The following is a 21,416-nucleotide window of genomic DNA, read 5'->3' on the forward strand; positions in this document are numbered from 1 at the left end:
AAGTAGTACGCCATATTAATGACTTCTTTTCACTTTTGTCTTGAATTTAAAACAAAACAAAAATGAAAACTCTTTTTTTATCAATCTTTACTATGCTAACCTTTTCTGTTTTCGCGCAAAATCAATCGCAAGATATCAATGCTCAAAAAATAGAAGTATTACTTAATGAATATCTAATTAAAAATAATCCAGGAATGGCTATTTCTGTAGCTAAAGATGGAAACGTTATCTATAAAAAGAATAGAGGGTATTCTAATTTAGAACATATGATTCCTATAACAGATTCTACAAAATTTGTTGTAGGCTCAATATCAAAACAATTTACCGCATTCTCAATCTTATTATTAGAAGACGAAGGAAAACTTTCTATAGATGATAACATTACAAAGTATTTACCTGAACTCAACAGATTACCACACAATATAACTATTAAGCATTTTCTAAACCACACAAGCGGATTTAGAGATAATACAGATTTAAATAGTCTTAAAGGTAGAACAGATTTAGACCGAACAAGTCAAATACAGATGGTAAATCTATTATTAAGACAAAAAGGATTAAATTTTATACCAGGCTCTAGGTTTCAGTATTGTAATTCTGGTTATATCTTGTTAGCAGAAATTGTGAAACGTGTTTCTGGGATAACCTTTGCAGAGTTTGCTCACAAAAGAATTTTTGAACCTTTAAATATGAAAAACAGCTTATTTTTAGATGACCCAGGTTTAGTGGTAAAAAACAAAGCACTTTCTTATGGCAAACAAAACAACAAGTATTATTATATCCCTCTTAATAGATCTATAGTTGGATCCACAGGACTTTATACCACAATAAACGATTTGTCTCTTTGGGCTAATAACTTTGATAATCTAATCATTGGAAGTAAAAGTATATTTAAAAAAATGGAGGCAAAAGGTCATTTAAACAATGGAGAAATCATTCCGTATGCATTAGGTCAAGAATTAAAAGTTTACAAAGGTTTAGATGTTATTTTTCACGGAGGTGGAGATGCAGGTTATAGATCGTATTTGTTAAGAGTGCCTAAACATAAACTTAATATTGCTATTTCTGGTAATTTTGAATCATTCAATCCTTTAAATATATCTTATGGATTATTAGACATATTTTTATCCAATTACATTAAAAAACCAATTAAAAAAGAACTGCCAAACTACACAAACAAGAATTTAAAAAAGTTTGAAGGAGATTATCAAGTTTTTCCAGGTTTATATATAACTATTGTAGCCGAACAAGATTCCCTTTTCTTTAAGAGTTATGGCAATGATAATAAATTGAAATTACCTGTTTTGGGAGAAAATGAATTTGAGTTTCCAGCCAGAACACATAGTAAGTTCAAGTTTATAACAAATGGTCTTAATTGGCATTTTTCAGACTTTTATTATCCTGCTAAAAAAGTAACTCTGAATCCTCCAATATATACTGATATAGATTTAAAAGAATTCACAGGAATTTATAAAAATAATGAAGTTGAAACCTCCTATGAATTTATAATAAAAGACAATATAATAATAGCTACACATAACTTTAATAGTGATGTAGAATTAAAACCAATAGACAAAGATAGTTTCATTACTGATTTACCATATATTGGTCGTATAGAATTTACAAGAAACAGCAAAGGAAACATTGATGGATGTAAGATCTCAGGACAAAATTCCTATGATGTATTTTTCTATAAAAATGAATAAAATAACGACACATAACATTTGCTAAAACGAAATATGGTAAAACTGAATTCGTGTGAATTCGTGAAACCTGCCAGCCGGCGGGCTGGTTCGTGTCAAAAGTTTTTAGAAGCCGAAAGAGACATCCACTAAAGTACATAGTTTTAACTCCATTTGAGTCCAATAAAATAAAACTTTTGTAATAAAGTGATAGTTTCAAAGAATGAGCTATGTTTAAGATAAAATCACTGATTATAAAATCCGCGCTAACGGGACTTCACTATTCATAGTTTTTAACTAAAACCACTCATAAATTTACTTATAGATATACTCTTATTTAATAATAGTTAAATTAATTATTAAGGCTCGGGTATAGCACGATTACTAGCTCGGAAATACGCTCTATGTTCATAAGAAAATAAGACTATTATAATGAAATGATAACTTTAAATAATGACCTATGTTTGAGATAAAAATCACGGATTATAAAATCCGCACTATCAGGTAAAATTTTATTGTCAACACTCCCCTTTACACCCTACAACTTAGTAGCTTTCAACGTAAAAATTAACGGGTACAATTTATCCTTAGTAACATACATTCCAGATTCGGTTTTCTGTAGATCTGGCAAAACATCATAAGGGCTTTCGTCGTATTCCTTTAAATACTCAATATGCAAACCAGCTTCAGTTAAAGCAGAAACGACTTCGCCCAAACCATGATTCCACCCATATTCTTTACTCACCATCTTTGATTCTTGATTCGCATAAGTCCCTTCATATTCTTCATAAATAACATCAGCTTGCATATAGCCATATCTCATAACAGATTTACCCTCTAAATAATCGAACATCCAAACTATAGGATGAAATTCAGCCATAAAAAACGTACCACCTTCCTTTAAACGTTCCGCAATCATCTGTCCCCAAGGCTTTAAATCGGGCAACCAACCAATCACACCATAACTTGTAAAAACAATATCAAATGTATCTTTTATAAAATCCGAAGTATCCAAAACATTACAGCAAACAAACTCAGCATCTAAGTTTAATTCTGTATTTAAACGCTGTGCTAACTTAATACCACCATCACTTAAATCCACACCAGTGCATTTAGCCCCTAACCGACTCCAACTTAATGTATCCTGCCCAAAATGACACTGTAAGTGCAATAGCGATCTCCCTTTCACATTTCCTAAAGCCTCCAACTCATAAGACATTAAAGAAGACCTCCCCTTCTTAAAATCATCTAAATGATACATCTCACTAGCGGCATGTACTTTTACCTTATCATTCCAGGTCGCTTTATTAGTATTAAAATATATATCGTTAGTATCCATCCATTACAATTATTTAACCTTCAATATAAAACATCTCATTGAATGTTCTATATCTTTGTTAAAAATTTCAATCATGAAAAAATATGCCCTCATTACGCTTATCATTTCATTAAGCTTTTCTTGCAAGAAAAAACAAGAAGAAGCGATAGAAATTAAACCACTTACCATTGCAGAAAAAATAGCCAAGGCTCACGGCTTTGAAAACTGGAAACATATTTCTAAAATAGGTTTTTCTTTTAATGTAGATAAAGATAGTACTCATTTTGAGCGTTCATGGACATGGAAACCTAAAACAAACGATGTTATTGCCATAAGTAAAAATGACACAATCGCTTATAACAGAACTAAAATTGATTTAGAATGATATTAAAATTTCTCATGGCACAGATTTTGAAATATAACTTACAGAAGTATTTCTCTTTATTTTTTTGTAATAAAAACATCCAACTTACGACTAAAACCGTATATAAAGTATAAATAGAATTTTCCGCATTTTGCGCCTATATATATTCAAAAGCGCTTCAATCAATGGTTGAAGTGCTTTTTTTTAATCGTCTTTTACTCTTTAAATTCGTTAGAAACATGAGCGCCGTCACAAAAAGATTTATTTCTTGAAGCACCACATCTACAAAATGCCGTGGTTTTATTTTAGTTTCGGTAGATCCATCTTTATAAGTCAACCGCAACGTACCATAAACCAACAATGAGCCATTCTCTAAAACCTCAACTTTTGTTTCTAAAGTTTCCGCTGCTTTATCCCCTTCAGCATTCATATAATAGCGCAACGCACCAGATGGACATTGTTTTACCTGATTTATAATAACAATAGAACAACGTTTATTTATAATCACGCAAATGCGCCTCAATTTCAAAAGCACCCTTTTTTATAATAGACAAATAAGACTGTACATTTTCAGCCTTAAACCTACTTGATGGCCCCGCAACACTAATACTAGCAATAACCTCTTTATTTTTATTAAATACAGGAATAGCAATACAAATAAGCCCCAATTCGAGCTCTTCCATATCTAATGCATATGCCCTTTCTTTTATTTGTTCAAGTTCAATCAATAAAGCTTTAGAATTAGTTATCGTGTTAGAAGTAAAGGCCTCTAGCTTTACATTTTTTAAATAATCAGAAATTTTATCTGCAGACGAAAATGCCAAAAGCACTTTCCCTATAGCAGTACAATAAGCGTGCTGGTAAGACCCAATTTGCGTACTAACCTTCAACCCTAGTGCGCTTTCAGCTTTATTTAGATACAACACTTGATTATTACTTAACACGCCAAAATGTACAGTCTCTTTAATTTCTTTAGCAATAGTATCTAAAGCAGTGCGAGAATAGTTTCTTAATGACTTATATACAGGTACTAAATTCCCAAGTTCGAATAATTTAAGCCCTAAAATATATTTGTCGTCATCATTTTTTTGTACAATATCTAAAGATTCTAATGTACTCAATAAGCGATAGGTTGTCGTTTTATTATAACCCGTTTTTTTTGCTAATTCGCGCACACCCCATTCCTGTTTTTCAGTTAAATACACATCTAAAAGCTTAAAAGCTTTGATGACTGATAAATTTAGATCTTTACTACCTTCTTTCATAAAATATAACCACTAAACACGCTCTTGTTTAGAGAACTAAAATAATTTTTATTATTCAAAAATAAGTATTATTTTTGAAACGATGTTTCATATAATGAAACGATTTGTGGTTTTTTGCAAAACAAAAGCAATTTTTTCATTAGTATAATTATAAATAAAACATTAAATCACTAGCTTTAAGATGCATAAATCAACATTAGATTACGCAAAGCTTCAAGATGAATTAGATGAACTTTCTAATTATCGCAATCAATTTCATATCCCTAAAAACAAAAATGGAAATGAATTGATATACATGACAGGAAACTCACTCGGACTTCAGCCAAAACAAACAAAAGCATATATAAATCAAGAACTTGAAGATTGGGCAAATTTAGGCGTAGACGGACATACCGAAGCTAAAAACCCTTGGTTACCATACCATGAATTTTTAACCAAAAGTATGGCAAACGTTGTTGGTGCTAAACCTATAGAAGTGGTTACCATGAACACGTTGACCGCTAATCTTCATTTTATGATGGTATCGTTTTATAAACCGACTAAAAAACGCTACAAAATAATTATTGAAAGCGATGCGTTTCCATCCGATAAATATGCCGTAGAATCTCAATTACGACATCATGGTTTTGATGATAAAGAAGGACTAATTCTTTGGAAACCTAGAAAAAATGAAACCCTGTTACGCTACGAAGATTTAGAAACTATTCTTAAAAAACAGGGCAACGAAGTAGCATTAGTCATGATTGGTGGTGTAAATTATTACACAGGGCAATATTTCGATTTAAAACGCATTACAAAACTTGGACATAATCATGATTGTATCGTTGGATTTGATTGCGCTCATGGCGCTGGAAATGTGGCACTTAATTTACATGATTCTGGGGCAGACTTTGCCGTTTGGTGCACCTATAAATACTTAAATTCTGGACCAGGAAGCTTATCTGGTTGCTTTGTACATGAAAGACATGCATATAACAAGGATTTAAATCGGTTTACAGGCTGGTGGAGCCATAACAAGCAAACACGTTTTAATATGCGTCACGAGTTTGATGTACTCCCAGGAGCAGAAGGATGGCAACTTAGTAACCCGCCAATTTTATCGATGGCTGCCATTAAAGCCTCTTTAGATATTTTTAATGAAGTAGGCATCAAAAAACTGACCGATAAATCTAAAAAGCTAACAGGCTACTTTGAATTTTTGTTAAACCAATTAGGAGAAGATACTATTAAAATAATAACACCTAAAAACCCAGAAGCACGTGGTTGCCAATTATCTATTCAAGTTTTAAATGCAGATAAAACATTACATGATAAATTAACAGAAGCAGGAATAATAAGCGATTGGCGAGAACCTGATGTGATTCGTTGTGCACCCACACCCCTTTATAATTCATTTGAAGACGTTTATCGTATGGTTGATAAATTAAAAGAAATATTAAATAGCATAGATCTTGTCTAAAAAACAAAAAATATTAATGGCTGACAAAAAACCTCTTTTAGGAATTTTATTTTTTAAAACGTAAAAAATCTGACTACTTGATAAACATAAAAAAAGAATAACATTGTAAAACTGAGTTCGTGTAAATTCGTGAAAATCCGTGTCAAAATTTATTAGAAGCTTAAAGCGAAATACAGTAAAACATATAGTTTTAACTACAATTGAAGCCAATAAAAGAGTTATTACACTCGTTTTTGAAGTATCTAAGAACTCATTTATAAATTGATTAGAAATAACCCCTGAAACAAGTTCAGGGTACCAAATATGAATAAACAACAAAACATACTCATTATAGGCGCTGGACTTTGCGGTTCCCTCCTTGCCTTACGCTTAGGTCAAAGAGGTTATAATGTTTCGGTTTACGAAATGCGCTCCGACCTACGCAAAGTAGATATAAGTGCTGGACGTTCCATAAATTTAGCCTTTTCAAATCGTGGTAACAAAGCCATGAAATTGGTTGGTATCCAAGATAAAGTAAAAGCACTCTGCATCCCTATGAACGGACGTATGATCCATGATAAAGAAGGCAACACCTTTTTATCAAATTATAGCGGACGCGACCATGAATACATCAATTCCGTGTCTCGTGGCGGACTCAACGCATTACTTTTAGACGAAGCAGAAAAACATGAAAACGTCTCCATCTATTTCAATAAAAAATGTAAATCGGTAGATTTCAAAAAAACAACCGCATTATTTAAAGACTACGAAACAAACTCTGAATTCATAGAAGATGCCGATGCTATTATTGCCACAGATGGTGCTGGTTCTGCAATGCGAAAAAGTTACTATTTAGGCAAAAAATTCTTATTCAGTTTTTCACAAGACTATTTAACACATGGCTATAAAGAATTAAGTATTCACCCAACTGAAACTGGCGATTATAAAACGCATAAAAACGCATTACACATATGGCCTCGCGGTACTTTTATGTTAATAGCTTTACCTAATTTAGATGGTAGTTTTACAGTCACATTATTTTTAAGTTACGACGAAGGAAAATACAATTTCAATAATTTAACAACACCAGAAATAGTTTCAGAATTCTTTCAAAAAGAATTTCCAGATGCCTTACAATTAATGCCCAACCTTATTGAAGATTTCTTTAATAATCCAACAGCAGCATTAGGTACTGTAAAATGTTCGCCTTGGCATTATAAAGGCAATACGCTTTTAATGGGGGATTCTGCCCATGCCATTGTGCCGTTTTACGGACAAGGTATGAATGCCTCTTTTGAAGATGTGGTTGAATTTGATGCCGTTTTAGATCAAAAGTTAGGTAATTGGGAAACTGTATTTAAAACCTATGAGAAAACTCGCAAAAAAGACACCGACGCTATTGCAGATCTAGCTATAGATAATTTTCATGAAATGAAAGACCATGTTGCCAACCCTATATTTCAAGAAAAGCGTAAATTAGAGATGGCTTTAGAACAAAATTTTCCAAATGACTATGCATCAAAATATTCATTAGTAACATTCAATGAAAATATAGGTTATAGAGAAGCCATGTTAAAAGGGCGCGCCCAAGACAAAGCCATTTTAAATATGCTTGCTGATGGTAACATCTCAACAGATTTTCTCTTGGGTGAAGACGAAAGACACCATGCGACAAAAGAGAAATTAAAAGCTATTTTAGAGAAAGTAAAAACTGAAACTCAAGAGATTTTAGAAGAAGACAAAATTGCTGGACTAAAATAGCATTACAAAAACGACACCTTCCTTTTTTAAGGAAGACAGGAATAAAAAATATGGAAGAAACAAACAATGTAACACCACGAGGCGCCTATCCACACACCAAACGTGTGGGCGATTTTATATTTATATCAGGCACTAGTTCCCGTAGAGCAGATAATACGATTGCTGGTGTCGATATTATTGACGAAATGGGAACCAAACATTTAAATATTGAGGTTCAAACCCGAGAAGTAATACAAAACATAGCAAAGAATTTAGCCAAAGAAGATGCAACATTAAAAGATGTAGTAGATGTCACATCCTTTTTAGTAAATATGAATGATTTTGCGGGTTACAATAAAGCCTACGCAGAATTCTTTGATATAGAAACAGGTCCTACGCGAACCACTGTTGCAGTACACCAATTGCCACACCCAGATTTAGTAGTAGAAATTAAGGTTGTGGCTTATAAAAAGAATAATTTTAACTAAATGTCCTCTCGAGCATTATTGAAATATAAAATATGTTTTATATTGAAGATACTTAGCAAAGCTTAACGAGAAGTTAATAATGAGAAACTATTATGTTTATATATTAAAGTGTAATGACGATCTAACTTATACTGGAGGTACAAATAATTTATCAAAACGTTTTAACGAACATCAAAGAGAGTTAAACAAAGAATGCAGAAATGCGACACATTTAAAGTATAATTTAAAAACCAAATAAGTCTCGACTGCGCTCGGCCAGACAAACCAATGAACATCCAAAACTACATAAACGGTCAATTTCATAATCCATCATCAAACAATTGGATTGACAATTACAATCCATCAAATGGAGAAGTTTATGGACGCATACCAAACTCGTCAAAAGACGATGTAGAAAACGCATACATAGCAGCAAAATCTGCTTTCCCAAGTTGGTCGCAAACCACTCTGGAAGAACGAAGCAGAATCCTAATTAAAATTTCAGAATTACTAGAAGCCAATTCACAGCGCTTTGCAGAAGCCGAAAGTAAAGATAACGGCAAACCGCTTAGTTTAGCAAAAGCCATCGATATTCCAAGAGCAGCAAGCAACTTTCGTTTTTTTGGCAATGCCATCACTCAATTTGCTAGCGAGAGTCATGAAAGCATAGGGCAGGATGCCATTAACTATACACTTAAACAAGCTATTGGTGTGGTAGCTTGTATTTCACCTTGGAACCTCCCACTCTATCTTTTTACTTGGAAAATTGCTCCAGCCATAGCAGCAGGAAATTGTGTCGTTGCCAAACCAAGTGAAATCACACCCGTTACCGCTTACCTGTTAGGTGAAATTTGTAACGAAGCGGGTTTACCCAAAGGCGTTTTAAACATTGTTCATGGTTTAGGCACTACAACAGGACAAGCCATTATAGAACACCCAGATATTAAAGCCATTTCCTTTACAGGGGGTACTGCAACAGGTGCACACATTGCAAAAATAGCCGCCCCTATGTTTAAGAAATTATCTCTGGAACTTGGAGGCAAAAACCCAAATATCATTTTTGCAGATTGCGATTATAACGATATGTTGGAAACAACAGTACGATCTTCTTTTGCTAATCAAGGACAAATCTGCTTATGTGGGAGTCGCATTTTTGTTGAAGCATCCATTTATGAAACCTTTAAAACTGATTTTATAAAAAAAGTAAAACAACTTAAAGTGGGGCATCCATCCAAAACATCAACAAATATAGGTGCTCTAGTTTCTAAACCACATCTGGAAAAAGTGATGCAATATATCAATATTGCTAAAGAAGATAATGGAACAATTCTTTACGGAGGCAACAAGGTTATTGTTAAGGGTTACGAAAATGGCTATTATTTAGAGCCGACAGTTATTGAAGTGTCAACAGATGAATGCAAAGTAAATCAAGAAGAAATTTTTGGCCCTGTAGTAACGATAATGCCATTTAACAGTGAAGATGATGTCTTACAAATGGCTAATAAAGTAAAATATGGTCTGTCAGCAACACTATGGACAAACAATTTAAAACGAACCATGCGCATGAGCAATCAATTACAATCTGGTATTGTATGGGTAAACACATGGATGCTACGCGATTTACGAACTCCTTTTGGAGGTATAAAAAATTCTGGTATTGGCCGTGAAGGCGGTTTTGAAGCTTTAAGGTTTTTTACCGAAGCAAAAAATGTATGTATAAAATATTAACAACTAGCTCTCATGCTAAACCCCAAATAAACATAGTCAAAACATGATTCAGCATCTTAATAATACAAAAGAAACAATGATTGAAATAAAAAAAGGTATATTTTTTTCATCTGAAACCAATGATATGGATTTAGATCTTATCTATACCTTTATAAAAAACTCTTATTGGGGAGAATCAAGAACCCTCGAAGAACAAAAAATGGCCATGGAAAATACTATAAATTTTGGTTTGTTTCATGAAGGACATCAAATTGCATACAGCAGAGTGATGACAGATAAAGTATTTTTTGCCTACCTTTTAGATGTTTTTGTTATAGAAACATACCAAGGAAAAGGCTACTCAAAATTATTAATCGATGAAATATTAAACTTTCCAGAATTAAAAGCTATTGATAAATGGATGTTGGCCACGAAAGACGCACACACACTTTATAAAAAATTTGGGTTTACAGGAATTAAAAGTCCTGAAAAATTAATGGAAAAATTAAGCGATCGCGCTAAAATAATTTACGAATAATATGAATCTAAACTTAAATAATAAAAACGCTTTAGTATGTGGAAGTACACAAGGCATTGGTAAAGCAACAGCCATAGCATTAGCACAAGAAGGCGCAAATGTAACACTAGTAGCCAGAAACAGAGAAAAACTTAAAGCCGTTTTAGAAGAATTACCAAAAAATAAAAACCATAGGTTTATTGTGGCCGATTTTTCAGATCCTAGAGATTTGCAAGAGAAAGTAATCAAGTTTACAAACAATAATCATGGGTTTCATATTCTTATAAATAATACGGGCGGTCCAAGAAGCGGCAATATTTTAACAGCCAGTTTAGAAGAATTTGAGAATGCTTTCATACAACATCTTAAATGTAATCATGTACTGGCTCAAGCCACTATTCCGTTTATGAAAGAAGAAGGCTTTGGAAGAATTATAAACATTATCTCTACATCTGTTAAAGAGCCCATCCCTGGTCTCGGTGTTAGTAATACAATTAGAGGTGCAGTTGGTAATTGGAGTAAAACTTTGGCTACCGAAGTAGGTTCTTTTGGCATTACCGTAAACAACGTGCTTCCAGGCTTTACAGAAACCGAGCGTTTAGCAGACATTATTAAAGTTAAAGCGAATGGTGCAGACATATCGGTTGAAGAAATGACTGAAATCATGAAAAACCATACCCCAGCGAAACGTTTTGCTAAACCAGAAGAAACAGCTAATGTAATTACTTTTTTGGCAAGTGAAGCTGCTAGTTATGTTAATGGAATTAACGTGCCTGTTGATGGCGGACGAACAAAAAGCTTGTAAAAGCGACCCTACCCTCCCAAAGGGAAGGAAAAATTATATGAATATATTATCTTTATATAAAATACTATGTTTAACAAAAATTCAAATACCCGATTTGAGTTTCTCCCCCATAGAGGAGATTAAGAAGGGCTTTTTATGAATAAATTAGTTTCCCCTTTAAACTTTAAAACTTGGATTGAAGAAAATAGACATCTTTTAAAACCGCCTGTAGGCAATAAATGCGTGTGGAAAGATGGTGATTTTATTGTGATGGTTGTTGGTGGCCCTAATAATAGAAAAGATTATCATTATAACGAGACTCCAGAATTTTTCTATCAGGTTGAAGGTGATATGGTTTTAAAAATCATAGACGCAGGAATCCCAAAAGATGTACACATTAAGGAAGGTGATATTTATTTACTACCTCCCAAAGTACCACATTCCCCACAACGCGTTGCTGATACCGTTGGTTTGGTTATTGAGTATCCACGTTCTAAAAAAATGAAAGATGCCTTAGAGTGGTACTGCGAAAACTGCAATAATTTATTGTATAGAAAAAAATTCAAGCTTGATAATATAGAAACTGATATGCCAAAGATTTTTAACAAATACTACTCTAACGAAAAAAAATGCACTTGTAATAAGTGTGGTACAAAAATGGAAGCTCCAAAAAAAGTTTAAATAAAAATATGGCACGTAAACTCCGCATTAATGGGCATTCACATTTACTTCCTTACCCCGAGGAAATCCCTCAATTCATGAAAGAAAAAGAAATTTTCTGGGTAGATGATGAACGCAAATACATGCTTCAAAAAGGCTGGAGAAGACCTGTAACAGATTCCAGTTTCTTTCTACATGAAAAATTAGAATGGATGGAGCGCAACAGATTAGATCATGCTGTTGTTTTAAACCTATCACAGCTTTATGGTAATGGGTTGCGCTTAGAAGAAATGAAAAAAGCACTCCGTTTTCAAAATGATTTTAATGCAAAAGTACAGTCTGATCATCCTGAAAAATTCACCTGTGGTTTTGTAGTACACCCAGGATTTATACACGGCGCACTATACGAAATTGAGCGTTGTGTTGAACAATTAAATATGAAAGTACTGTGTTTACCAACACATTTTATGGATTCTATCGGACAGTGGCGATCTGTTTTCGACAAAGAAAATGATGCTATTTTTGAACTGGCTAATAAATATAAATTAGCTATTGAAATACATCCTTACGACGGTGACAAAATGATAAATTTAGAAAATTCCTCATGGCGATTTCATTTAATATGGATGTTAGCACAATGCGGTGATGCATATCATTTTTACACATTAAATGGTATGCAAGAACGCTTTCCTAGTATAAGAACTTGTTTTGCTCATGGCGGACAACTAGCACAAATGAACTTAGGAAGACGTATTCAAGGCTTTGATGGCAGACCAGATTTATTTAAAGGAAAGCACCACCCAAGAAAAGCTGTTGGACATCCAAATATTTATTTTGATACCTTAGTACATGATACCGACTCCTTAAAGCTCATGATAGACCGCCAAGGCAGCAATCAAGTGATTATGGGCTTAGATGACCCCTACCCTTTAGGCGAAATGGAAAGCGATGCACAATCTTCGTATCCTGGCAAATTATTAGACTTAGCTATAGAAAAGAACATAATCAATAAAAAACAATACGACGATATCTGGGAAGACAATATATTACGCTGGTTATTTGGTGATGATGCCATTGCGAAACAAGAATTGATACATAAAATTCTAGCTAATTAAAACGACTGAAGTATCCCATTAAAACACAGTATCTATATGATTATTGGTATATTTGCTATACCAATTTCGCCAGTTATTAAAAAGATAATATCTGGTTTCATTAATGAATATTCATGCATTTTATACCTGAAGCATTAGACGATTATGTTGTAAAACATTCTGAAAACGAACCAGAATTATTACAGCAACTCAGCAGAGAAACCTATCAAAAAATATTACAACCACGCATGCTTAGCGGACACTACCAAGGACGTGTTTTGAGTATGATTTCAAAACTGGTTAACCCTAAAAATGTTTTAGAGATAGGAACTTACACAGGGTATTCTGCCTTATGTTTAGCTGAAGGCATGCAAACTTCTGGAGAATTGCATACTATTGATGTGAATGAAGAATTAGTAGATTTTCAAAGTAAGTATTTTAACAAATCTGATTATGGAAATCAAATTTCTCAGCATGTAGGGGACGCTCTGGAAATTATTCCAAATCTAGATATAACTTTCGATTTGGTGTTTATTGATGCCGATAAAGAAAACTATCCTAACTATTTTAATATAGTTATTGATAAACTAAATACTGGAGGTATTATTTTATCTGATAACGTTCTCTGGAGCGGAAAAGTACTTGAAGATTTAAAACCTGATGACACATCCACAAAAGCCTTGTTGGAATACAATACGCTTTTAAAAAATGATAACAGAGTTGAAACTGTAGTCTTACCTATTAGAGATGGATTAACAATTAGCCGAAAGATTTAATTATACCAATTTAGGCTATTAAAGCATCATTAATGAATTTATTATTTTTAGACAATTCTGATTTACTAAATTGAATGTTTGTTTCAATTATTTGGTAAAATTCATAATTATCAAATGGTTTATAAATAATATCATTAAAACCAATATCATTACCATCACTATCCTTTTTTACACTATCATCAACATCTGATGCGGTTAAAGCTATTATAGGAATATGAGTATTAAATTTTCTAATATTAATGGTTGACTCTTGCCCGTTCATAATCGGCATATTAATATCCATTAAAATAAGATCAAACTCATCTTCTTTAACTGCATTTAATGCTTCTAATCCATTACAAACAATAACAGGTTCATAATTAGCCTTTTTTAATAAGTTTTGTGTAACTATCTGATTTATCTTATTATCTTCTGCCACCAAAATCTTATACCTATTTAAAGACTTCGTTTCTATTTGATTTTTCGATTCTAATTGATTTCCCCCTTCTTTATCTATTTCAAAAGCTACATTAAAACTAAATATACTACCTACCCCTACCTCACTTACAAGATCAATTTTACTATTAAATAACTCCACTAATTTTTTAGTAATGGAAAGCCCTAAGCCTGTACCTTGGTAATTTATATTATTATTTTCGTCTAATTGTGAAAAATTATCAAAAACAGCATCGAATTTGTGCTGCGGAATTCCACAGCCATTATCTTCAATTTCAAAACGTATATTAACTTCTTTTGTATTTGTATTTAACATTATTACACGAAGACTAATACGTCCGCTTTCAGTAAATTTTATGCTATTTCCTATTAAATTAATTAAAATTTGTGACAATCTTACATTATCACATTTTATGTATTCTGGAAGACTCTCATCTATTAATACGTTAATCTTATTATTAGTTTCTTTTAATCTAAAATCAAAAGAATCTACAATGTTTTTTATTAGTACTTTTAAACAAACAGAAGTATTTTTTAATTCTATTTTTTGCGATTCAATTTTACTTACTTGCAAAATATCATTAACAAGATTTAATAAATAGTCTCCCGAATACTTAAGTGAATTTATAAGTTTACTATCACTTTCCCTCAAATCACTATTTTCAAGAAGTAATGAGGTTATACCAACAACTCCATAAAGAGGAGTTCTTAATTCGTGCGTTACATTCGATATAAATTTCGTTTTTAATTCTGATGATTTCACAGCTTCATTTCGAGCAAGCTCCAATTCTTCATTCTGATTTTTTAAAATATTAGTCAGCCTTCTTTTAGAAACATAACTTTTATAAACTGTTATTAACGATACAAGAAATAGAAATAATGCTATCGTAATAATAATATTTAAGTTTTTTACTTTATTAGTAACCTCAACTTGATGTATTCTTTCCGAATTTGCTATTTGAGCATCCTTTTTATAATCTTCAATAAGAAACTTTGACTCAGTAATTAATTTTCTTTCAGATTGCGCTTTATGCATATATTTATACATGTGTTCATTATACTCCAATAGCGCACTATAAGCTTGCTTATCTAAATCTTGTTTACTTAGAGACGAGGCTAATTTTTTATAAACATGAAGTAAAAGCAAATTAGAATCTTGACTATTATTTTTATAGTTTTCTTCTAATAATGTTAGTGCTTCATTAAATTTTTTATTCGCATTATTAAACAATCCTTTTTTAATAAAATATAACCCTTGAACATACTTTAAACTCGCATAGTTTTCTGAATTTGCTCTGTCGTAATTATCTAAATTTTCTTCCGCTCTTATAAGATATATTAATGCTTTTCCTGTTAAGTTATTCTCTAAATATATCTGACACAAATTAATTTGAATATCAAATAGAACTTTCTGTTCTTTATCAAGGTTATTATGATCTTTAAGATCTCCCAGTGAAGCAAAATTTAGAGCATTTTTAAAATAAGGATGTACCTCATCAAATGATTTCTTTTGTTTATATAACTTTCCTAAGCTTAAAAAGGAATTTGCTATTAAATAATTATCATCAATTTCTAACGAAGATTTAAGCGATGTAACAAATCGCCTTTCGGCTGCATCATACTCCTGCATAGAACTATAAATTTGTCCCTGAATAAAATTTGCTAAAGCATAACCATAAATATCATTAATTGATTCGGATAAGTTTTTAGATTGCTTAATTGATAATAACGAATTTATTATTTCGTTGTTATCATAAAACATCAAAGCATTTGAATTTAAACTATCAATTTGAAAAATAATATCTTTCTCGTCTTGAGAAAAAGAGGAAGTTATAATACATAGAAAACATACAAGTAGGCTCGTTTTCATTTGGTTAGGGTTTTAGATTTGGTAACGCAATATATTTTTCAATGTATGAGAAATTGAAAATATTCGATGAAAACACTAATTAAAACGTTTATAGGTAAGGTGTGAAATAAAAGGCTACAGGGGGTAAATTAAAATTTACGCTTTACTGAGCCTGTAAAATCATCTAAATTGTCTTTAACTTTGTTAAGTTCTTTACTAACATCGTCTTTGATACTCGTATCAATACCATTTTTTTCAGCAGTTTTAGTAATTTCATGCTTAATATCGTTGGTAGCATCTTTAAGAGTACGCATCCCTTTTCCTAAACCACGAGCTATTTCTGGCAACTTATCTGCACCAAAAACCATAATAACAACAAATAGTATAACTGCTATTTCGGCACCACTAATAAATAAAAATGTAGCTGATTGTATCACAATGCAAATATAGTGAGTTGTTTTGTTAGAATAAAAAAAAGCCGATTATAAAATCGGCTTTTAATTTAAATATTCTTTTTTTATCCTTTAACCTTTTCTTTAAATTGATCAAAGTCATTTTTCTTTACTTTTCTTGGCCACGAATTATTTGACGTATCTACATCGGCGGTTTCTAAATCTGGGTCTATCATAATATTAGTAATTGCTTTTTGAGTTTTGAAAACCCTTTTTACTTCACTATCATTATGCCTCCAAATTTGTGCTGGATATGTTTTTCTCTCTTTAGTACCATCTTCATAGGTTAGCTCTAAAATTATTGGCATTACCAATCCTCCTGGTTTTTCAAAAGTAACTTCATAAAAATATTTTGGAGCATCATCTAACTGTGCTTTTTCTTCATCACTTAAACTGTTTAAATAATTATTTAAGAATTCAAAATCTGAAGCTTTCTTTGCATCTTCTGGCGTTTTCCCTTCTTTTACTTCGGCAAAATAAATCAGCTTATCCTTATAATCATCAAGGTTTATATTGTATCGCTTAGCAATTTTTTCATCTTTTTCAGATGGTTTATCTGTTAAATAAAAGCTCTTAACTTCTTTAACTCCTATATCGGTATAGTCTGTTGTATAAAACCATCCTCTCCAAAACCAATCTAAATCCATAGCAGAGGCATCTTCCATACTTCTAAAAAAGTCTGCAGGTGTTGGGTGTTTAAACATCCAACGTTTTGAGTATGTTCTAAAAGCATAATCAAATAACTCAGGTCCCATAATGGTTTGCCTTAACATATACAAACCAGCCGCTGGTTTAGTATAAGCGTTCGGTCCAAATTGATAAACATAATCCCCTTGCGACATAATTGGAGAAATATAACTTTGGTCTCCTCCCATATAGGGCACAATATCTTTAGGTAAATTACCTGTTTCATAATTAGGATCGTAATCTAACTCTGCTAATGTTTCTACAAACGAGTTTAAACCTTCATCCATCCATGTCCATTGGCGCTCATCACTATTTACAATCATTGGAAAAAAATTATGTCCAATTTCGTGGGTAATTACACCAATCATACCTCTTTTAAGTCGTTTTGAATAAGTTCCATCTGGATTAGGCCTTCCGTAGTTAAAACAAATCATAGGATATTCCATTCCCATTTCTGCGTGTACAGAAACAGCCTTATTGTATGGATAATCAAAAGTAAGCTTAGAATACTCTTCTAATGTATTTGCTACAACTCTTGTTGAATGTTCTTCCCAAAGTGGATTTCCTTCTTTAGAATATAATGAAATTGCCATAACAGTTCTACCATTTATATCTACAGCCATGGCATCCCATAAAAATTTTCTTGAAGTTGCAAAAGCAAAATCCCTAACGTTATTTGCTTTAAAGTGCCATGTTTTCGTTTTTGTGCTTCTTTCTTTCTCTGCTTTTTCAGCTTCTTCCTGCGTTACAATAAAGACAGGATCTTTATATGATTTTTTAGCCAACTCAAAACGCTTAATCTGCTCTTTTGTTAAAACGTCCTTTTCATTTTGCAATACACCTGTTGCTTCTAATTTATGGTCTGCGGGAACTGTTAATTTAACATCAAAATCTCCAAACTCTAAAGCAAACTCACTACGTCCCCAAAACTGCATATTTTGCCACCCTTCAACATTATCGTAAACACAAAGTCTTGGATAAAATTGAGCTATTACATAATTACTATTTCCATCTGGAAATGACTCATAACCAGACCGTCCTCCATCTGCAACATGATTATTAACATTATACCACCATTTTATTTGAAATTTAAATTCTCCACCTGGAGCTAATGGTTTTGGTAAATTAATTCGCATCATCGTTCGATTTATCATAAAAGATAAATCTGAACCATCAGATTTTTTAACAGCCTCAATATTAAAACCACCATCAAAACGTTTTTTTAAATTTGTTTTAGTGAAATTTACTGGGCCATTAAATGTCGCATTGAAATTTTCTGATTCTACCTCTGGAGTTTTTGAATCTTTAGCTCGCATATTTTGATCAAGCTGCACCCATAAATAATCTAAATAATCTTTAGAATTGTTATGATATGTTATTTTTTCGTTTCCAAAAATCTGATTTTTAGATTCGTCTAAACGAATATCCATGACGTAATCAACTTTTTGTTGCGTATACTGATAACCAGGTGCTCCTGAAGCTGTTCTGGTATTACTTGGCGTAGGTAACACATCTTTCAATTGTCTGAATTTGTTCTGATCTGTGTGACCCTGAACTTTAGCCTTTTCTTGTTCTTGTGCAAAAATAGTCGTAGAAATAAAAACAACAGAAAGGAAATAATACTTAAACTTTTTCATTATCAATTTTATATTTTATTTAATAAACTGAATATTTGAATAATAACTGAATTATTATTACAAAAAACGTTCGAAAATAATGAATCTGAAAATGCTTTAACTTATTTTTAGTTAAACTTTAACAATGAATTATCATTTTGGGAAGTCAGTATAAAACTTTTTTGTTTGGAATTGATTTTTGTTTTTATAATGTTTTGCTGTTCTTCAAATAAATCAAATAAGACTTTATTGCTAATTTCAAAAGATTTAATAGTATCAACACGTTCTATTTCCAAATAACAACGCATAATATCTGCATCATATTCTTTACCTATAAAAACAAGATTGACTTCTTCATCATTAATCTTAACTTTTATTTTTTCATTTAAATAGCTATCAATATAGGTGTCGTTTGTTTTTGGTTCGTCTTTACCTGCTAACGTAATAGTTTCGTCATAGCGTTCTCGTAACAGGCTTTCAAAATCGTCAATAAAAATTCTTGTTGTTATTTGTACAGATTGCTTCTCTTCAATAAAATTAATTTGAGTCACACTTATATAATATTTATGCAGTGTAGTAAATGCAAAAAATGGTATAATTAAAAAGAACAAAAAGGGTTTAATTAATTTCATCTATATATTTTTTGCTAAAGTAATTATTTTGGTACTTAACTTGCTTAGTCTTTATTGTTTTATAATATGTGGTATAACATTCATATAATGAATACACAATAAAAATACGCTTTAGTAATATATGTTTCAAAAAGCATTCCAAAAAGCATTAGAAACTGTTTGGGAAGATTAAGTTCTCAAGTCAACACAAAATAAATGCGAATAGCATCGCTATTTAAAGAAATTTTGCTGCAGAATGAGCACTTAAGACTACAAAACAAACTAAAGGATAAAATTTAAACAGTTTCTTAATCTTTACCTTCTTCTAAATTTTCCATATACTGTCTATACTTATATCTTAAAAAAACCAATATGTTAAAATCGGTTTGGTTTTTACAACGCTTAATAAAATTTTCATCATCTGCACAGAAATAGAAAAAGTCCGCTACTAAATTTTCTTCCAATGGATTTGATGCTAAAAAATCTTTTGATAATCTTGATTTTATACTTTGCATCAATGGTTCTTTAGTTTCGATTTCTACACGATTTTTCAACATCTTAGTTCTTCCAGAAATCGCATTCAATATAGGATTTAAAGGAACTGAACCTGTTAAAGGCTGATACCATTTAATACCACCACCACGCGCTTCGTCCAATCGTCTTTCACTTTGTGTTGCTAATTTACCCGTATAACCTGGAATACCTAAGTCAAAAAAATTAACAGGAGGCTTACCTTCCATGTTTTTAATATCCATAAATATATTTCCAGTTAAAACCTTACCAACTACAACTTCATCCAACTCATTAACTTGCTCGTCTAATGTTACTAGAATCACTTTTGTAGAAATAACATTTTTTGAAACAACAACCTCTTTTAGTTTATGTTGAATAGATGAAAACACTAAAGTATCATTTAAGTTAGCATCCATATTAAACTCCCCATCTTTATTTGTTATTGTAAAAACTTGTGCTGTCTTATTAATTACATGAATATTTTCAATATCCGACTTACTTTCAACTTTTCCGAATATTTCTACCGTTTGAGAAAGAACGCCCTGAAAACAAAATAAAGAGAGTATGGTACTATAAAGTTTAATTTTCAACATTCTGAAGTTTTAAAAACAATTCGTTTTGTTTTATTAAAAACTCGATAAGATACATTTCATTCTCACGCTTAAAAAGCTCTGAATTTATCCCCTTTTCCTCCACAAAAGCCACAAAATCTCCAACATGTTCTAAGGGCAAGTTAAAAATGGTACTTATAGCTTTATGATCATAAACATCTAAAAGATCTTTTTGTTCTGGCCTTTCTTTTACTTTTTCTTTTAATAGATTTACTTTAAGAGGCAAATCCTTCTTAGTTAATAATTTGAAAATTTTCACAATATCAGGCATAAAATTACGTGCCTCTGGATTAATTATAGCTTTTAAATGATTAACAACAACCTCATTGTCGAATGCTTTAACATCATTATATTCAAAATCCACATCCATATTACCCATATCAATATATATAGGTTTAATGGTTTTAACATTTGCTACATCTGTTAATATGTTTCCAGAAAGACCAGACGAAAGTACAACAGCATCTAATCGGTTAACTTGTTGAACCAAGTGTATTTTTAATTGTTGCGTTTTAATAACGTCTGCATCTATAGTAATTGAAACGGTTTGAAATTGTAATGCTGAGATCTCAATAATATCACGTAATGCAGCTTTAATAACAAAAACGCCTTTTTCATTTGTGATCGTACCTTTATTCGATGACGTGTTAAAGATTGTTACAGCTTCAACATCATTATCAGTCGAAAGAATAATTCCATTTATTTCTATTCTATCGATTGATTGACCACTGGCATAAAGTGATAAAAAAATGAATATAAAAGGGGTTAGTACTAGTTTCAAGCTGCTTAAATTAAAGCATAAAGAACGGCTTTCAAATCTTAAATAAAAT

At 31.8% G+C, this 21,416-nt stretch carries 21 protein-coding genes; 12 read left to right on the forward strand and 9 right to left on the reverse strand.

The window, feature by feature from the left end:
• Nucleotides 1-62 precede the first annotated feature (62 nt).
• The gene (locus Q4Q40_RS21555) at nucleotides 63-1,706 is read left to right on the forward strand and encodes a serine hydrolase domain-containing protein (protein ID WP_303304118.1); all 1,644 of its coding nucleotides are present in this window, start codon (nucleotides 63-65) and stop codon (nucleotides 1,704-1,706) included.
• Between the two features lie 514 nt (nucleotides 1,707-2,220).
• Here Q4Q40_RS21555 and Q4Q40_RS21560 read toward each other — a convergent pair.
• On the reverse strand, nucleotides 2,221-3,021 hold the full coding sequence (locus Q4Q40_RS21560) for a class I SAM-dependent methyltransferase (protein ID WP_303304119.1): 801 nt from the start codon (nucleotides 3,019-3,021) through the stop codon (nucleotides 2,221-2,223).
• A gap of 73 nt (nucleotides 3,022-3,094) precedes the next feature.
• Here Q4Q40_RS21560 and Q4Q40_RS21565 point away from each other — a divergent pair, with 73 nt between their 5' ends.
• Entirely contained in the window at nucleotides 3,095-3,385 is a 291-nt protein-coding gene (locus tag Q4Q40_RS21565; protein WP_303304120.1) for a hypothetical protein, read from the forward strand.
• A gap of 157 nt (nucleotides 3,386-3,542) precedes the next feature.
• Here Q4Q40_RS21565 and Q4Q40_RS24225 read toward each other — a convergent pair whose 3' ends face one another.
• Nucleotides 3,543-3,872, reverse strand: coding sequence for a hypothetical protein (locus tag Q4Q40_RS24225; protein WP_303304121.1), 330 nt, complete (start codon nucleotides 3,870-3,872; stop codon nucleotides 3,543-3,545).
• A complete protein-coding gene (locus tag Q4Q40_RS21575) occupies nucleotides 3,859-4,629 on the reverse strand; it encodes an IclR family transcriptional regulator (protein ID WP_303304122.1) in 771 nt (256 codons plus the stop codon). Before Q4Q40_RS21575 ends, Q4Q40_RS24225 begins: the two co-directional genes overlap by 14 nt.
• Nucleotides 4,630-4,810: 181 nt before the next feature.
• Between Q4Q40_RS21575 and kynU the strand changes: the two genes are divergently transcribed.
• The 10 genes from kynU (at nucleotide 4,811) to Q4Q40_RS21625 (ending at nucleotide 13,812) form a co-directional block, all read left to right on the forward strand.
• The gene (gene kynU, locus Q4Q40_RS21580; RefSeq protein ID WP_303304123.1) at nucleotides 4,811-6,088 is read left to right on the forward strand and encodes a kynureninase; all 1,278 of its coding nucleotides are present in this window, start codon (nucleotides 4,811-4,813) and stop codon (nucleotides 6,086-6,088) included.
• Between the two features lie 303 nt (nucleotides 6,089-6,391).
• On the forward strand, nucleotides 6,392-7,828 hold the full coding sequence (locus tag Q4Q40_RS21585; RefSeq protein ID WP_303304124.1) for an FAD-dependent oxidoreductase: 1,437 nt from the start codon (nucleotides 6,392-6,394) through the stop codon (nucleotides 7,826-7,828).
• 50 nt (nucleotides 7,829-7,878) lie between these two features.
• Entirely contained in the window at nucleotides 7,879-8,295 is a 417-nt protein-coding gene (locus Q4Q40_RS21590) for a RidA family protein (RefSeq protein ID WP_303304125.1), read from the forward strand.
• Between the two features lie 79 nt (nucleotides 8,296-8,374).
• The gene (locus Q4Q40_RS21595; RefSeq protein WP_303304126.1) at nucleotides 8,375-8,533 is read left to right on the forward strand and encodes a GIY-YIG nuclease family protein; all 159 of its coding nucleotides are present in this window, start codon (nucleotides 8,375-8,377) and stop codon (nucleotides 8,531-8,533) included.
• A gap of 29 nt (nucleotides 8,534-8,562) precedes the next feature.
• Nucleotides 8,563-10,002, forward strand: coding sequence for an aldehyde dehydrogenase (locus tag Q4Q40_RS21600; RefSeq protein WP_303304127.1), 1,440 nt, complete (start codon nucleotides 8,563-8,565; stop codon nucleotides 10,000-10,002).
• A 43-nt stretch (nucleotides 10,003-10,045) separates the two neighbouring features.
• Complete coding sequence (locus Q4Q40_RS21605) at nucleotides 10,046-10,519, forward strand: GNAT family N-acetyltransferase (RefSeq protein WP_303304129.1); 474 nt, start codon at nucleotides 10,046-10,048, stop codon at nucleotides 10,517-10,519.
• Between the two features lies 1 nt (nucleotide 10,520).
• Nucleotides 10,521-11,303, forward strand: coding sequence for an SDR family oxidoreductase (locus Q4Q40_RS21610; protein ID WP_303304131.1), 783 nt, complete (start codon nucleotides 10,521-10,523; stop codon nucleotides 11,301-11,303).
• Between the two features lie 135 nt (nucleotides 11,304-11,438).
• Nucleotides 11,439-11,963 (forward strand): 3-hydroxyanthranilate 3,4-dioxygenase, encoded by a 525-nt coding sequence (locus Q4Q40_RS21615; protein WP_303304133.1) that lies wholly within the window; start codon nucleotides 11,439-11,441, stop codon nucleotides 11,961-11,963.
• 8 nt (nucleotides 11,964-11,971) lie between these two features.
• Nucleotides 11,972-13,057, forward strand: a complete 1,086-nt coding sequence (locus Q4Q40_RS21620; protein ID WP_303304134.1) for an amidohydrolase family protein — start codon at nucleotides 11,972-11,974, stop codon at nucleotides 13,055-13,057.
• A gap of 113 nt (nucleotides 13,058-13,170) precedes the next feature.
• Nucleotides 13,171-13,812 (forward strand): O-methyltransferase, encoded by a 642-nt coding sequence (locus Q4Q40_RS21625; protein WP_303304135.1) that lies wholly within the window; start codon nucleotides 13,171-13,173, stop codon nucleotides 13,810-13,812.
• A 10-nt stretch (nucleotides 13,813-13,822) separates the two neighbouring features.
• Here the strand turns inward: Q4Q40_RS21625 and Q4Q40_RS21630 are convergent, their stop codons facing one another.
• From Q4Q40_RS21630 to Q4Q40_RS21655, 6 genes are all read right to left on the reverse strand, one after another.
• Nucleotides 13,823-16,117, reverse strand: a complete 2,295-nt coding sequence (locus tag Q4Q40_RS21630) for an ATP-binding protein (protein ID WP_303304136.1) — start codon at nucleotides 16,115-16,117, stop codon at nucleotides 13,823-13,825.
• Between the two features lie 128 nt (nucleotides 16,118-16,245).
• A complete protein-coding gene (locus tag Q4Q40_RS21635; protein ID WP_303304137.1) occupies nucleotides 16,246-16,533 on the reverse strand; it encodes a Sec-independent protein translocase subunit TatA/TatB in 288 nt (95 codons plus the stop codon).
• A gap of 80 nt (nucleotides 16,534-16,613) precedes the next feature.
• Nucleotides 16,614-18,872 (reverse strand): M1 family metallopeptidase, encoded by a 2,259-nt coding sequence (locus Q4Q40_RS21640; protein ID WP_303304138.1) that lies wholly within the window; start codon nucleotides 18,870-18,872, stop codon nucleotides 16,614-16,616.
• Between the two features lie 107 nt (nucleotides 18,873-18,979).
• Nucleotides 18,980-19,483 (reverse strand): DUF6702 family protein, encoded by a 504-nt coding sequence (locus Q4Q40_RS21645; RefSeq protein ID WP_303304139.1) that lies wholly within the window; start codon nucleotides 19,481-19,483, stop codon nucleotides 18,980-18,982.
• A 287-nt stretch (nucleotides 19,484-19,770) separates the two neighbouring features.
• The gene (locus Q4Q40_RS21650) at nucleotides 19,771-20,568 is read right to left on the reverse strand and encodes a hypothetical protein (protein ID WP_303304140.1); all 798 of its coding nucleotides are present in this window, start codon (nucleotides 20,566-20,568) and stop codon (nucleotides 19,771-19,773) included.
• Nucleotides 20,555-21,367: a carboxypeptidase-like regulatory domain-containing protein gene (locus Q4Q40_RS21655; protein ID WP_303304141.1), complete on the reverse strand. Its 813-nt coding sequence runs from the start codon at nucleotides 21,365-21,367 to the stop codon at nucleotides 20,555-20,557. The genes Q4Q40_RS21650 and Q4Q40_RS21655 overlap by 14 nt, the downstream gene beginning before the upstream one ends.
• Between the last annotated feature and the right edge of the window lie 49 nt (nucleotides 21,368-21,416).

It is taken from the genome of Flavivirga jejuensis (assembly GCF_030540765.1).
Classification (GTDB): domain Bacteria; phylum Bacteroidota; class Bacteroidia; order Flavobacteriales; family Flavobacteriaceae; genus Flavivirga; species Flavivirga jejuensis.